Below are 13,465 nucleotides of genomic sequence, written 5' to 3' on the forward strand. Positions count from 1 at the left end.
ACTGAATCATTTGGCGTTTCATGCGGATTCACACGCACAAGTGGACGAGATGACTGAAAAAATGCGACAATGGGGAGCGCGAGTGCTGTGTGAGGATATTCATCCTTTTGCAGGCGGTCCTGATTACTATGCGGTTTTTCTTGAAGGACCCGATCGCTTAAAGTTTGAGATTGCAGCGCCCGATGAAACGGCTGGCCATGTTTGAACAAGAAAATTGGATCTTTTTTGACTTGCCGTGCGTCAGGTAGCTTAGGGAAAATGTTGGGGAGCCTAAACCCACATGACTTAATAAGAATCGAATAGAGGTTAATTTTTCATGAAGAAACTCGCAGTATTTATACTGCTCATAGTATTGATATGGGGCGGAATCTGGATCAGTAATAAGTGGGTGCAAACCACTGAATATACCGTGGCATCAGAAGAGCTGCCTGAAGCTTTCAATGGTTCGAAAATTGTTCAGGTATCCGATTTACATAATGCGACTTTTGGAAAAAATCAATCGTCGTTGATTGAAAAAGTGGAAGCAGCTGATCCTGATGCCATCTTTTTGACGGGCGATCTTGTTGACAGCAACCGTTATGACTTGGAAGCGAGCTTAGTACTGGTGGATGCGCTTATCGAGATGAGCAGCGTGTATTTTGTGACGGGAAACCACGAAGTGGCTTCCAATCAAGTAGAGGAAATTACAGATGCTTTGCAGCAACGGGGCGTAGCGGTTCTGGCAGATGATTCTGTTGAATGGGAGAAAGACGGAGAGTCCATCCAAATTGCGGGAATCGATGACCCGTTGATGGAACCGGATATACATGAAGAGGAAACAACACGGCAAAGCCTTGATGATGCACAGCTGACAGACGACTTTACGCTGTTGCTGGCGCATCGTCCCGAACACTTTCCGATTTATGCTGAAGACAGAGTGGATGTTGTCTTCTCGGGACATGCTCACGGAGGCCAAATCCGTATTCCGGGAATTGGTGGTTTGATTGCGCCGGGACAAGGATGGTTTCCGAAAGTGACCGAAGGAATATTTGAAATAGATCAATCAAAAATGGTTGTCAGCCGTGGGCTTGGCAACAGTACTTTTCCTGTGCGTATTTTCAATTTGCCGGAAATTGTTGTAGTGACATTGGAAACAGAATAGGACTGTGGCACGACCATGTGATCTGCTGCAGTCAATTTTTCAGCCGATTTCTCTATGTCTGAATCCAATCCTTTATTGGGACACTGATTGTAAATAAGGAGGCTGCTCAGCATGATTAAGAAAAGGGAAGTGACATTGCACCGTTATTCCTCAAAAGTGTCAATTGACTATGATTTGCCTTCAAATCAGTTGGAATTTACCAGGTTGCCCACAGAAATCGTTAAAAAAGACGCCAAAGATCCATTAAAGCATTTTATCATCATCAAAGCACGTGGCGAAGATGCCGGTTTTTTTGAATTGGATGAGTCGGCAGACCGGAAGAAGTATTCAGATAACCCGAATGCTTTGCTGCTGAGAGGATTTTCTGTAAATCCGAAATTCCAAGGCAGAGGAATCGCAACTGGTTCCATCTATGCGCTGCCGGAATTTATGGAAGCGGAATTCCCTAACTTTGACGAGGTGGTACTCGGCGTCAATGCCCGTAACGTCCCGGCGCAGCGGCTGTATCAAAAAGCAGGGTTTAAAGATACCGGCCGACGGATTATGCGGTCCAAAGGTGAGCAATACGTGATGTCCCTGTATATCAAGAAAGCCAAGTAGGAGCTGCAATGCTCCCGCTTGGCTTTCTTGCAGTTATTCGAAATAAAGATGCTTGTGAAAATCGCATCCGGGATTGAAAGGCGAAAAACAGGCTGGGCAGGTTGACGCACAGGCTAAATATTCATGGATTGACAATTCATGGCCGCAAGCTCCACATAAAACTGCCTTTTCATGGAACCGGTCCTTTGGCCAAACCTGGTGCTTGCCGCAACCGACGGCTTCATGGCATTCGAAACACGGATAGTATTGCTGGCAGCAAAAAAACTTGATGGCAATCCGGTCGATGGGTGAATGGTAATGGGCACAACGTGTTTCAGCATCCACTCCAATGCCTTTTACGGCATGATGATGGGGCATATCAAACCTTCCTTTCTGAAACGGAACTGGATAGTAAAAGCTGAACTGACTTTCTCCGTACCGGTGCGGCGGGGAAAGCTGCGTTTTTAAGTTCAACTTATATGGTTCAACTTATATGGTTTATTTTCTTTCTATGCTACTATGGAAAGGACGAAACTACGAATCTAATTCTTCGGGGCAAGGTGAAATTCCTTACCGGCGGTGAGCGGGAAACTGCAAGTCCGTGACCCGGTGGGACGAATGCGGGCATAGGCCACTATGTTTTGCGCGTCTCAACGGTGGAGCTGGTGAAATTCCAGGACCGACAGTTACAGTCTGGATGGGAGAAGAATTCAGAGATCGGCTTCGTTATGTGCCTCTTCTTTTCAATGAGTTGAAATTGAAAGGAGGAATTTGTATGACCAAATACCTTTATCAGGGACTAGTCTCTGAAATCGCAAGACTACCGTCTTTAATCCTGCTCCTTTCCTCCAAGGAAAAAGAGCTTTTTCAAGGCACGAAAAAAAACCGGGAAACCGGCCATCTTGATAAAGAAGCAGGGCACATGCACAGAAAAACCTTCAGAACATTCCTTTCCTCACCACCCATACGCCCCATGGTGGAAAGCACCCAATTACCCGTACGACCCCAATTGAATATACTTTGGCGACCGGAACGGAGGAGTGTGCCAAAATGTTTACAGGTATAGTCGAAGAAGTTGGACACGTTGCTTCAGTCCGTGCTAAACCGCAGGCTATGGAGCTGACCATTTCCTGTGCACTGATCTTAGAGGACATCAAGCGTGGAGACAGCATCTCCATTAATGGAGTTTGTTTGACAGTCTCCACATTCAGCTCTCATACGTTCACGGTTGATGTAATTCCGGAAACGGTCAAGTCCTCGACAATGATCGGATTAAAGGCAGGCGCACGCGTGAATTTAGAACGTGCCATGCCAGCTAACGGGCGTTTCGGCGGCCATTTTGTCAGTGGACATATCGATGGCGTCGGCATGATTCGTTCAACAAAAAAAGAAGCAAATGCTGTGACCAAAACAATTGAACTTGAACCTCGGCTGATGAAGTATATGATGCTGAAAGGTTCCATCGCAGTCGACGGTACGTCGCTGACGATTTTTGCGCTTGGCCATAATACGGTGACCATCTCCCTTATTCCGACTACGCAGGAAGATTCGCTGTTAGGAGAAAAAGGCATTGGTGAAAAGGTTAATATTGAATGCGATCTATTGGCGAAGTATACCGAACGTATTCAGACAGCAGAACCAAAAATCAGCAAAAGCTGGCTGGCGGAAAACGGATTTTAAAGGGAGGCGCTGTAGAGATGTTCTACACTGTAGAAAAAGCCGTCGAAGATTTGAAAAATGGCAAAGCCATTATCGTCATCGATGATGAAGACAGAGAAAATGAAGGCGATTTTATCGCATTGGCTGAGTTTGCTTCACCTGAAATTGTCAACTTGATGGCGACTGAAGGAAGAGGCTTGATTTGTGTGCCTATTGCCGAATCAATCGCTCGTAATTTAGAGATCGGCCTTATGACGGATCATAATACGGATGAGTTTGGCACGGCTTTCACCATCAGTATTGACCATAAAGATACAACTACGGGAATCAGTGCTTTTGAACGTTCCCACACCATCACCAGTTTGGTGAAGCCAGGTGCAAAAGCATCGGACTTTAAACGTCCAGGCCATATTTTCCCATTGATTGCGAAAGATGGCGGTGTACTTGACCGTACGGGGCACACGGAAGCAGCCGTCGATTTAGCGAAGCTGGCGGGTTCGCCGCCAGCAGGTGTCATCTGTGAGATCATGAATCCCGATGGCACGATGGCGCGGGTGGACGATTTGCTGAAAGTGGCAGAGCGGCTTGGCCTCGGCATTCTAACCATTAAAGACTTGGTATCATACCAACAAAAAAACCAAAACACGACAGCTTACTAATCTACCAGAGGAGATGGAATTGCATGACTGTACATTTTGAAGGATATTTAAACGGCGAAGGACTCCGGATCGGCATAGTTGTCGGGCGTTTCAATGAATTTATCACAAGCAAATTGCTGGGCGGTGCAGAAGACGCGTTAAAGCGCCATGGCGTTGGAGAAGAAGATGTCTCAATCGCTTGGGTACCGGGAGCTTTTGAGATTCCGCTTGTTGCGAAAAAGATGGCAATGAGTGGAAACTATGATGCGGTCATCACGTTAGGAACCGTCATCAGAGGCGCTACGCCTCATTTCGATTACGTCTGCAGCGAGGTCGCAAAAGGCGTTTCAAGAGCCAGCGATCATGCAAATATTCCAGTCATTTTTGGTGTTCTGACAACAGACTCCATTGAACAGGCTATCGAGCGTGCTGGGACTAAGGCAGGCAACAAAGGCTGGGAATCAGCAGCAGGCGCCATTGAAATGGCGAATCTTATGAAAAAATTATAATACACGGCTCCTGGGCCTTAGCCCAGGAGCTTTTTTTGGGGGTTAAAACATGCGATTTGGGGAATGTGATGTATAACAGCACTACGGCTGTCGAATCATCTTTCTGTTTCAGACGGAAATTGCATTAAGTTTATCTTGGATAGCAGAGTTTGCTTATTAAACAAATAAAAAATAGTTCGATCAACATCCTTTGGATTTATTTACTCTTATATATTGGAAGGCAGCAGCTGCACAGTGAACCAGGAAATTTGCTTAGCCGCTTTGAAGTGAACGATAAATTGAATTAGGGTGGGGAATTATGGACAAGACGATTTATTTAATCAGGCATTGCCAGGCAACCGGGCAGGATCCGGATGCAGAATTAACCAAAGTGGGACAAAAGCAGGCACAGGAGTTAGCGGGATTTCTGGAAAGCCGGCAAGTGATTCATTTTATTTCCAGTCCGTTTACACGCGCCATCCAATCTATCGAACCAGCAGCAGACCGGCTGGACTTACCGATCGAAATTGATGACCGCTTGGCTGAACGCGTATTGAGTTCTGAAGACTTGCCTGACTGGATGGAAAAGCTTGAGGAATCATTTAATGATGCGGATTTGAAATTCGCTGGAGGCGAATCTGGAAAAGAAGCGACAGATCGTGCAATGGAAGTATTAAACGAAATGGAAGACAGAACCGCGGCGGTGACTCACGGAAATTTACTTGGCTTGCTGCTCAAGCAAATCGATGCTAGCTATGATTTTTCGGAGTGGAGAAAGCTGACAAATCCAGATGTCTATGAAGTGAAAATAAGAAGTGGTAATTTTTCTGCAGTGCGCGTATGGAGCTGATTCTACAAAAAAATCCGGCAGCATGTAATTTGCTGCCGGCCGGTTAGGTACATATTATTCAAGTGTGTTTCCAGTATTGGGAATCGGGTTATTCTTCAGCATGCCGGCTAAGTGATAAGTGTTGTAGGCAAGCCGTTGGATGGCTGATTTGGTGAACTCGTTGTCTCTTCCGGCATCCATATAAGAGTTACCGGGTCCTGCTTCGCCTACCCAATACGCATCCACATTCGGTGGGATGACAAAACCGATATGGGAAAGGCTGTAAAGAATGGAAGCGGCAGCATGCTTTGCTCCATCTTCGTTGCCGGTAATGGCGGCACCCCCAACTTTGTTATAGAAAATAGCCTGTCCTTTATCATTGGTAACACTGCTGCTGCCATAGAGGCGCTCAATGGCTTGCGTGGCTAATGAACTTTTTTCTCCAAGCCAGAGAGGTGTACCAACAATGACAATATCAGCAGCCAGTACTTTTTCCAGTATCTGTGGCCATTCATCCCCTTCCCCCATATCATCTTGAACACCATGGGCGATGGCGTAATCAGCTAAACGGATAACTTCAGATTCAACCCCCAACTGATTAAAATGGAATTGAACATCATGGATGAAGCCTTCCGTATGAGAAGGTTCTTTTGAACTTTTTAATGAAGTGTTCAAGAAAAGTGCTTTTAATGTCTGCATGGTATCGCTCCTTTTGAGTGGTCAGGCTATATAAGTTGATTTACTGAATTTCAGTTCAACTTATACAATCCTCTATTCCCGTTTGGAATAAATCTATGCAACATCCGATATGGCCTTTCGTCTGTAGAAAAGAGGTGTTTTAAATGAAAAAAACAGACGTGCTGCCGTATGCATTGATCTTTCTCTTCTTATTGATCAAAGTGAGTGTTTTTCGTGTGCTTATTTTTGATGCAAAATCGATTTTGCATATTGTATTGATTGAGTTTCCGATGTGGGCTTTCCTGTTATCGGTTATTTTGCTGCTGGCTAAAAAACAGCTGTGGTGGACAGTTTGGATTTTCAACTTGCTTACTTCCGTCATCTTCTTTGTAGTTACACTTTATATTCGCTATTATTCAACGATTCCTTCTTATTATGATTTACAGCAGCTGACGCAGTCGAGCTCTGTCGGCGGCACGATCACCATGCTGTCGACTCCATGGGATTTTCTGTTTTCCTTGACGCTGTGCTACTGATATTCATTGCCCGTCGCTGGAAACAGCCGTTGAGACCAGCAGCCATGAAGTATGTGGCGGTCAGCATGGTGGCATTGTGTACAGTGACAATTGTCTATGCGCTCCAGCAGCCAATTATCGATGTTTCTTATTTTGCGAAAGAAAATGGATTTTTACAGTCCCAGGTGGTTCAATTGTATAATCGTTCGACTGAAACCGCGCATGCCTCGTCAAGCAAACTGTCAGCCAAAGAACTGGAAGAGCTGAAAGGCAATAATTATATAGAGGTCAACGAGCAGGAAAGCTTTGGAATTGCGGAAGGCCGCAATCTGTTCGTCATTCAAGTAGAGTCGTTGCAGAATTTTGTGATTGACCGAACTTTAAATGGCCAGGAAATTACCCCCAACCTCAATCAATTACTGAGCGAAAGTGCTTATTTTTCAAATGTCTTCCAGCAGGTGGGAGCGGGAACAACTTCTGATGCCGAATGGATGACCAATACAGGGTTGTATCCGCAAGGGATGATTCCTACAGCAAACAGCCTTTCGGGAAAAGAGGCGCCATCTTTGGCGCGTACATTAAAGGAAAAAGGCTATGGCTCTGCGACTTATCATGCAGATGATGTAACGTTTTGGAACCGCGACGTTCTTTATCCGGTTCTTGGCTATGAAGAGATTTTTTCGATTGATGACCTGCCAGACATCAAAAAAGTCGGTTTTGGTCCTGCTGATGAAGTCTTGTTCAATTTTGCAGCAAATGAACTGCCGCGGCAGCTCGAAACCTATGAACGCATCTACGCCAATATTGTGACGGTCACCAGCCATACCCCATTTGAAATGCCGGAATCCATGCAGTATTTAGATCTGCCTGCAGAATACGAAGGCATGTATATCGGAAATTACCTGCAATCCATCCGCTATGCAGATGAACAAATCGGTAAGTTTATTCAGGAATTGAAAGATCAGGGGATTTATGACGAATCCCTAATTGCGATTTTCGGAGACCATTCCGGTATGCACGGCACGCTGGTGACAGAGGAAAATCAGCAGTTGTTGAGTGGCTTTTTAGGCCACGACTATTCCTTGAAAGAACAATACACCATCCCGCTGATTTTTACAGGCGGAAATCTTTTCGAACAAAGTAAAATGACGCGTCTTGGTGGGCAGACGGACATCATGCCAACGCTGCTGGCCTTGCTCGGAGCCGAACATGACGAGCCGATGATGGGCCATAATCTGTTCCAGTACAAAAAGAATTTATTGGGCATGCGTTATTATTTGCCCGGGGGATCCTATATTCAGTCGGAACAATTGTATAAAGCACCCGGAGCAAAATTGCCTGGAGTACTGTACGATTTGAAGAGCATGGAAGAACGCAGTAAAAACAGCGAAGCCAAAAAGCATATTGATGATACTCAAACCTTGATGAACTATGCAGATTTTTTATTAAAAGACTATATGGAGGAATAATTTCCTCAGGCAAAGAGAAACCACTATAATAGACAGTAAGTAAGAGAAAGGGGGAAGATGGTCTGTGGTAAAAGAATTTGAAAAAGAAGTTATGCAAGCGATGGACAAAATGTTTGAAAACGAAATGAAAAAAGTCAACGATGCACTGGATCAAGAGCTTTTGATTTCCTTAATTGGCGAAGTCAACGCCGGAAAATCTTCCACCGTCAATAAAATTATTGGAGAAGATATTGCCAGCACCAATCCGATGCCAGGGGAAACGGTCAGTGTAGATCCTTATAATATCCGTGGCCTTGAAAACATCAAATTTATGGATACGCCGGGATTAAATGATCCGAACGATGAAAATCCTAAAAAAACCTTGGAGTTTGTACAGAAATCCGATGTTGTGCTGTTTTTCCTGAATGCAGCAGGCACGGTGTTCTCGGAAAGTGAAAAAGAGAAGTTCAACGAAATCGAAAAACACAATAAAGATATCCTGATTGTCTTGAATAAAATCGATGCTGCGGAAAATATTCCGTCCATCGTCCAATTTGTTCAAGAGCACACGGGACATAAATACAAAGTCATTCCGATTTCTTCAAAAACAGAAGAGAATCTGGAAACCCTAAAGAAGGAAATTCTTTTTTTGCTCGAAAAGAAGGGTAAGGACCTGCTCTTCGCCAAAAGCATGAAAGAGAAATCTTCTGCCGCTACACGCTGGATTATCGGTGCCGGCGTTTCGGCCGGCGTCATCGGTGCATCGCCCATCCCGGGTTCGGATGTGCTGCCGTTGACCACGCTGCAAGTAGCATTGATCATTAAATTGTCTAACCTTTACGACAAACCGTTAACCAAAAAAGCGGCGAAAGACATGATTGTTATCACTGCGACGCAAACAATCGGCCACACCATTTATCGCCAGGCGCTTAAGTTTATTCCTGGAGCAGGATCTATCATCGGTGGAACTGTGGCTTCGTCCATGACATTGGCACTTGGCTACGGCGTGAAGTATGCATACGAAAACAATATCGCTATTGACTACGATATGATCGGTGACTTGTTTGAAAAGCTGAAAAAACGCGAGAAAAAAGCCTGATGATTGTCAAACCGCCCTTCCCATGCGGAAGGGCGGTTTTCAATTTGCTTGCGTCTTTCGGATTTGTCATTTACCTTTAGGAGAAAGATAGACGGAGGTGCGGGATGAAGATATTGGTTGTGGAAGATAACCCGAGTGTCAGTTCCATGCTCGAGCTGTTCTTCTCGAAAGAAGGCATCCAAGGTGATTTTGCAGCTGATGGGCTGGAAGGTTACCGGAAATACAAAGACGGTCTATACGATCTACTGATATTGGACTGGATGCTTCCAGGGATGGATGGCATCGCGCTATGCCGAAAAATCCGTGAAGAAGGAAACGCGGTCCCGATCATCATGCTGACGGCAAAAGACAGCGAGTCAGACCAGGTCATCGGCTTTGAAATGGGCGCAGATGATTATGTGACAAAACCATTCAGCCCATTGACTTTAATGGCGCGCATCAAAGCGGTTACGCGGCGCACGCAGAAGGCGGAACCTGTATCAGATCTAATCCAAACCGTCCATTTTACCGTCAACAAGGAAACGCGGGATATTTTGAAAGACGGACAGGAAGTCGACAACCTGACGCCCAAGGAATTCGATCTGCTGGTGTTTTTTCTGCAGCATCCAAAGCAGGTGTTCAGCCGGGAACAGTTATTGGAACAAGTATGGGGCTACCAGTTCTATGGCGATGAACGGACAGTAGACGTCCACATCAAGCGCCTCCGCAAGAAAATCAATGGCGGGGACAAGCTGTTCCATACGGTATGGGGAGTTGGCTATAAATTTGAAGAACACACGAATTAAGTATTTCTATCAGCTGATTGCCAGCCATATGAGCATTTTGCTGATCGCTTTTTTGATTTTAAGTATTTTATTCGTCCGCTACGTGGATGATTTTGCCTATAATGAAAAAGCGGAAGAGCTGGAGAACTACGGCGAACAGATTATTGCCGAGCTCGAACAGGCGCGTCCAGGCACCAATCTGCAGGCCTATGTCTCGATCCTCGCAGCCCAGAATATCAGTTTTATTGTTTTTGATCAGCAAAGCCGTATTTTGTATCCGGTGGCTGGTTCATTTCCTCCCGTGGAACTGACGCAGGAAGAATGGAACGTCATTGAACAGGGGGAGACGCTTGTCGTCAACCGTGACGTCGAACGATTCGAGTTCACGGTGACGTTTGTAGCCATGCCGTATTTCGAAAATAACCAACTGGCAGGCGGCGTCCTGCTTGCTTCGCCTGTGAGCGGCATCAGTGAAATGATCGCCGAATTGAATAAAACCTTGATCACCACGATCTTAATTGCGTTGGCGATTGCGCTGCTGTTCAGCCTGTGGCTGTCGAAAATGCATGTCAGCCGGATCCAGCGGATGCGAAAAGCGACTTCCATGATCAGTGAAGGGCATTATGATGTCAATCTGCCGGAATCGAATTTCGATGAATTCGGCGACTTGGCGCATGACTTCAACAAGATGGCCGCCAAACTGCAGCAGTCAAACGAAGAAATCGACCGGCTTGAAAACCGCCGCCGCCAATTTATGGCGGATGTCTCGCATGAGATGCGTACGCCTTTGACGACGATTGCCGGCATCATTGAAGGGTTGCGGAACAATATGATCGAAGAAAGCCAACAGGAAAAAGGCATCCGTCTGGCGAGTGAGGAAACAAAGCGGCTGATGCGCTTGGTCAATGAAAACCTGGACTATGAGAAAATCAGGTCCAATCAGGTGGTGCTGACAAAAGAGGAAATCGATGCAGACGAACTTCTGGAAATCATCCAGGAGCAGCTTTACCTGCAGGCGAAAGAGAAAGGCGATACGATCGTCATCAACACCAGTCCGGGCGATCTCATCTATGGAGATATGGACCGGTTGATCCAAATTCTCATGAATATCGTCAAAAATGCAATTCAGTTTACGGAGAATGGCACCATTTCCTTGACGACCCATTCTGAAATGGATCATATGGTGATTACAGTGGAAGACAACGGGGCAGGGATTGACGTGGAGGAAATCGATATGGTCTGGCGTCGATTCTACAAAGCCGATTTGTCGCGCGGAAGCGGCCAATTCGGATTGGGCTTATCGATCGTTAAGCAACTCGTGACGCTGCACGATGGAGAAGTCGGTGTAGAAAGCGAAAAAGGTCAAGGTACGAAATTCATAATCCGCCTGCCGCATAAAAAATGACTTGGGAGAGACAATCCTGAGTCATTTTTTTATGCACAAAACTTTCTACTTTTGTTAAAACTCTGGTCATAGTTTATTCATAATTGCTTGATAAGCTGTGTATAGCGACTTAGGAAAAGAGGAATAAAAAATGAAAAAACTTTTATACATTGCGATCGGCGTACTAGCGGCAACAGCTATTTTTATGATGGTTGCATTTGCTGGGGATGAAACAGTAGCTTCGGTAGGGGAGACGGAAATAACGAAAGATGCGTTATACGACAAAATGGTGGCTTCTGCTGGAGCAGCAACATTAGATACCCTGATTTCCAATGAGGTTGTCAATCAGGAGGCAGATAATGCAAACGTCAAGGTAACGCAGGAAGAGCTTGATGCAGAAATGGCAGTCTACGAAGAAAGCTACGGCGGTGCGGAAGCGCTCGAAGAAGCACTTGCAGCAAGTGGAATGTCGATAGCGGATCTGGAAGAGGAAATGGGGATCTACCTGAAGATTGAAAAGATCATCGGGCCAGATATTGAGATAACTGACGAACAGATCAGTGCATATTTCGATGAAAACAAAGCTTCGTTCGATCAACCTTCGCAGGTGGAAGCGAACCATATACTGGTAGCGACTCAGGAAGAGGCAGATAAAGTAAAGGACAAGCTGGATGACGGTGGCGACTTTGCCGAACTGGCTGCTGAATATTCTACAGATGCGGCGAATGCCGAGAGCGGCGGTGCACTCGGAGCATTTGGTGCAGGTGAAATGGCAGCAGAATTTGAAGAGGCTGCTTTCAGTATGAAGATTGACGAAATCAGCGACCCTGTCGAAACGGATTACGGATTCCATATCATACAGGTAACCGGAAAAACCGATGCCACAGAAGCAAATCTGGAAGACAACAAGGAACAGATTAAGGAAACTTTATTTGATGAGGCGCTGAGTACGAAATATGCCGAATGGCTGGCAGAAAAAACCGAATCATACGATATCGTCAACACATTGACAGAATAAAGGAGAGAATATAGATGGGATATTATAATTCAGCAGAACCGAAAAAGAACAAAAAAGGCTATTTTGCTTCCAGTTTTACGGGGATGATTGCAGGAGCGTTATTAGTAGGGGTAATTCTTCCAGGTGCGACAGATGCAGAGCTCGGAAGCGATAAACCTACTTCAACAACCGAGTCAGTCAGCGGTTTGCAGACAAACTCAACAGTTGTCACTTCAGATGTGACGGAAATCGTCGAAGAAACCACTGATGCAGTGGTTGGCGTTTCCAACTTACAGGCAGCACAGCAAAACCCATTTGCTTCACAGACCAGTAAAGATGCGGAATCGCAGGAAGCTGGTGTAGGGTCGGGGGTCATTTACAAAAAAGATGGGGACACAGCATATATTGTCACCAATAACCATGTAGTGGAAGGTGCAGAAGAAGTAATGGTCACTTTATCGGATGGAACAGAACTGGACGCAGAAGTACTGGGAACCGATATCTGGACCGACTTGGCTGTCCTGAAAGTTTCGGCTGACAGCATTACAACAGTAGCTGAATTCGGAGATTCTTCAGTATTGCAAGCAGGGGAACCGGTTATTGCTATCGGTAATCCATTAGGTCTTCAGTTTTCCGGTTCGGTGACCACAGGTGTTATTTCAGGAACGGAGCGCTTAGTGCCGATTGATGTAAACCAGGACGGCACAGAAGACTGGCAGTCAGAGGTTCTTCAAACTGACGCTGCCATCAGTCCGGGTAACAGCGGTGGTGCGCTGATTAATGCCCAGGGGCAAGTCATCGGCATCAATTCCATGAAAATCGCTCAGGATGCTGTAGAAGGCATCGGGCTGGCAATACCTGTAAACACGGCTATACCGATCATTTCAGACCTGGAAACAGAAGGATCTGTAGAGCGTCCGTCAATGGGCGTCGCCATTTTGGATTTGGCTGAAGTTCCAGCACAATACCGCAGCAGCCAATTAAACTTGCCGGCAGAAGTCGAAGGCGGGATTGTCGTTGAATCGGTGGTTGAAGGTTCTGGAGCAGCAGTTGCAGGGATGGAAGCCTACGACGTCATCGTTGAAATGGATGGAAAGGCAGTAAATTCCGTACTCGAACTTCGCCAATACCTCTACAATGAAACTAGAGTCGGCGACACGCTGAAAGTAAAAGCTTACAAAAATGGAGAACTTCAAAGCTTTGAACTGAAATTAACCGAAAGCATTTAATTAAGAAAAGCGGAAGC

Annotated in this window: 16 protein-coding genes, 1 pseudogene and 1 riboswitch; of the genes and pseudogenes, 15 read left to right on the top strand and 2 right to left on the bottom strand. The window is 45.7% G+C overall.

Annotated features, from left to right (window positions below):
• Positions 1–10: 10 nt before the first annotated feature.
• From J7I83_RS17760 to J7I83_RS05095, 3 genes are all read left to right on the top strand, one after another.
• Positions 11–205, top strand: coding sequence for a VOC family protein (locus J7I83_RS17760; protein ID WP_251047466.1), 195 nt, complete (start codon positions 11–13; stop codon positions 203–205).
• A gap of 111 nt (positions 206–316) precedes the next feature.
• Complete coding sequence (locus J7I83_RS05090; protein ID WP_215099603.1) at positions 317–1,141, top strand: metallophosphoesterase; 825 nt, start codon at positions 317–319, stop codon at positions 1,139–1,141.
• A gap of 111 nt (positions 1,142–1,252) precedes the next feature.
• Entirely contained in the window at positions 1,253–1,741 is a 489-nt protein-coding gene (locus tag J7I83_RS05095; protein WP_215099604.1) for a GNAT family N-acetyltransferase, read from the top strand.
• A 33-nt stretch (positions 1,742–1,774) separates the two neighbouring features.
• On the opposite strand, the gene J7I83_RS05100 is transcribed toward J7I83_RS05095, so the two are convergent.
• Complete coding sequence (locus J7I83_RS05100; protein ID WP_215099605.1) at positions 1,775–2,098, bottom strand: CHY zinc finger protein; 324 nt, start codon at positions 2,096–2,098, stop codon at positions 1,775–1,777.
• A gap of 164 nt (positions 2,099–2,262) precedes the next feature.
• Positions 2,263–2,433: riboswitch (FMN riboswitch) on the top strand.
• A 62-nt stretch (positions 2,434–2,495) separates the two neighbouring features.
• Here J7I83_RS05100 and J7I83_RS05105 point away from each other — a divergent pair.
• From J7I83_RS05105 to J7I83_RS05125, 5 genes and pseudogenes are all read left to right on the top strand, one after another.
• Positions 2,496–2,786 (top strand): hypothetical protein, encoded by a 291-nt coding sequence (locus J7I83_RS05105; RefSeq protein WP_215099606.1) that lies wholly within the window; start codon positions 2,496–2,498, stop codon positions 2,784–2,786.
• Positions 2,771–3,400: a riboflavin synthase gene (ribE, locus tag J7I83_RS05110; RefSeq protein ID WP_215099607.1), complete on the top strand. Its 630-nt coding sequence runs from the start codon at positions 2,771–2,773 to the stop codon at positions 3,398–3,400. The genes J7I83_RS05105 and ribE overlap by 16 nt, the downstream gene beginning before the upstream one ends.
• A 17-nt stretch (positions 3,401–3,417) precedes the next feature.
• Positions 3,418–4,020: pseudogene (gene ribB, locus J7I83_RS05115) on the top strand (3,4-dihydroxy-2-butanone-4-phosphate synthase); the annotation flags it as partial.
• 41 nt (positions 4,021–4,061) lie between these two features.
• A complete protein-coding gene (ribH, locus tag J7I83_RS05120; protein ID WP_215099608.1) occupies positions 4,062–4,526 on the top strand; it encodes a 6,7-dimethyl-8-ribityllumazine synthase in 465 nt (154 codons plus the stop codon).
• A gap of 298 nt (positions 4,527–4,824) precedes the next feature.
• Positions 4,825–5,355 carry a histidine phosphatase family protein gene (locus J7I83_RS05125; RefSeq protein ID WP_215099609.1) on the top strand — a complete coding sequence of 177 codons (531 nt, stop codon included), beginning with the start codon at positions 4,825–4,827 and terminating at the stop codon, positions 5,353–5,355.
• Between the two features lie 54 nt (positions 5,356–5,409).
• Here the strand turns inward: J7I83_RS05125 and J7I83_RS05130 are convergent, their stop codons facing one another.
• Positions 5,410–6,033 (bottom strand): flavodoxin family protein, encoded by a 624-nt coding sequence (locus tag J7I83_RS05130; RefSeq protein ID WP_215099610.1) that lies wholly within the window; start codon positions 6,031–6,033, stop codon positions 5,410–5,412.
• 143 nt (positions 6,034–6,176) lie between these two features.
• Between J7I83_RS05130 and J7I83_RS17765 the strand changes: the two genes are divergently transcribed.
• From J7I83_RS17765 to J7I83_RS05160, 7 genes are all read left to right on the top strand, one after another.
• Complete coding sequence (locus tag J7I83_RS17765; protein WP_251047467.1) at positions 6,177–6,548, top strand: hypothetical protein; 372 nt, start codon at positions 6,177–6,179, stop codon at positions 6,546–6,548.
• Positions 6,549–6,592: 44 nt separating this feature from the next.
• Complete coding sequence (locus J7I83_RS05135) at positions 6,593–7,996, top strand: LTA synthase family protein (RefSeq protein ID WP_251047468.1); 1,404 nt, start codon at positions 6,593–6,595, stop codon at positions 7,994–7,996.
• A gap of 64 nt (positions 7,997–8,060) precedes the next feature.
• The gene (locus tag J7I83_RS05140; RefSeq protein ID WP_215099611.1) at positions 8,061–9,074 is read left to right on the top strand and encodes a YcjF family protein; all 1,014 of its coding nucleotides are present in this window, start codon (positions 8,061–8,063) and stop codon (positions 9,072–9,074) included.
• Positions 9,075–9,178: 104 nt separating this feature from the next.
• A complete protein-coding gene (locus tag J7I83_RS05145) occupies positions 9,179–9,859 on the top strand; it encodes a response regulator transcription factor (protein ID WP_215099612.1) in 681 nt (226 codons plus the stop codon).
• Entirely contained in the window at positions 9,840–11,243 is a 1,404-nt protein-coding gene (locus J7I83_RS05150) for a sensor histidine kinase (RefSeq protein WP_251047469.1), read from the top strand. The genes J7I83_RS05145 and J7I83_RS05150 overlap by 20 nt, the downstream gene beginning before the upstream one ends.
• A gap of 130 nt (positions 11,244–11,373) precedes the next feature.
• Positions 11,374–12,240, top strand: a complete 867-nt coding sequence (locus J7I83_RS05155) for a peptidylprolyl isomerase (RefSeq protein WP_215099613.1) — start codon at positions 11,374–11,376, stop codon at positions 12,238–12,240.
• Positions 12,241–12,254: 14 nt separating this feature from the next.
• The gene (locus J7I83_RS05160) at positions 12,255–13,448 is read left to right on the top strand and encodes a S1C family serine protease (protein ID WP_215099614.1); all 1,194 of its coding nucleotides are present in this window, start codon (positions 12,255–12,257) and stop codon (positions 13,446–13,448) included.
• The last annotated feature ends 17 nt before the right edge of the window (positions 13,449–13,465 follow it).

This window comes from Planococcus sp. ISL-110, from assembly GCF_018613575.1.
Lineage (GTDB): Bacteria > Bacillota > Bacilli > Bacillales_A > Planococcaceae > Planococcus.